Genomic DNA, 261 nt, shown 5'->3' on the forward strand with positions numbered 1-261 from the left:
GGCAGGCGCCGGGCACCGCTCAGTGAGGGCGTGATCCTCGAGAATGACCGAGTGGCGCTTCAGTGGCCGACAGGGCCCTGCAGATCAACCATGACCTGGATCGCCGAGAGGGTGGGGCGCTTCTGAAGCGTGTCGACCGTGCCCGGACCGCCCAGCGACGGCAGCGGGACGAAGATGAACGACTCGTCGAACGTCGCGGCCCCTTGACGGGCAACTGCCTCCGGGTAGGGGTCCCACGCGAATTCTTCTTCCAGGTGCTCC

1 protein-coding gene is annotated in these 261 nt (G+C 67.0%); it reads right to left on the reverse strand.

Annotated elements, in window-relative coordinates; all coding sequences use genetic code 11:
• Positions 1-59: 59 nt before the first annotated feature.
• On the reverse strand, positions 60-261 hold a 202-nt coding region (locus NLU14_RS22210; protein WP_275710687.1), incomplete at its 5' end, for a T6SS immunity protein Tdi1 domain-containing protein.

Origin of the sequence: Marinobacter iranensis, from assembly GCF_029207565.1 — a bacterium.
Taxonomy (GTDB): domain Bacteria; phylum Pseudomonadota; class Gammaproteobacteria; order Pseudomonadales; family Oleiphilaceae; genus Marinobacter; species Marinobacter iranensis.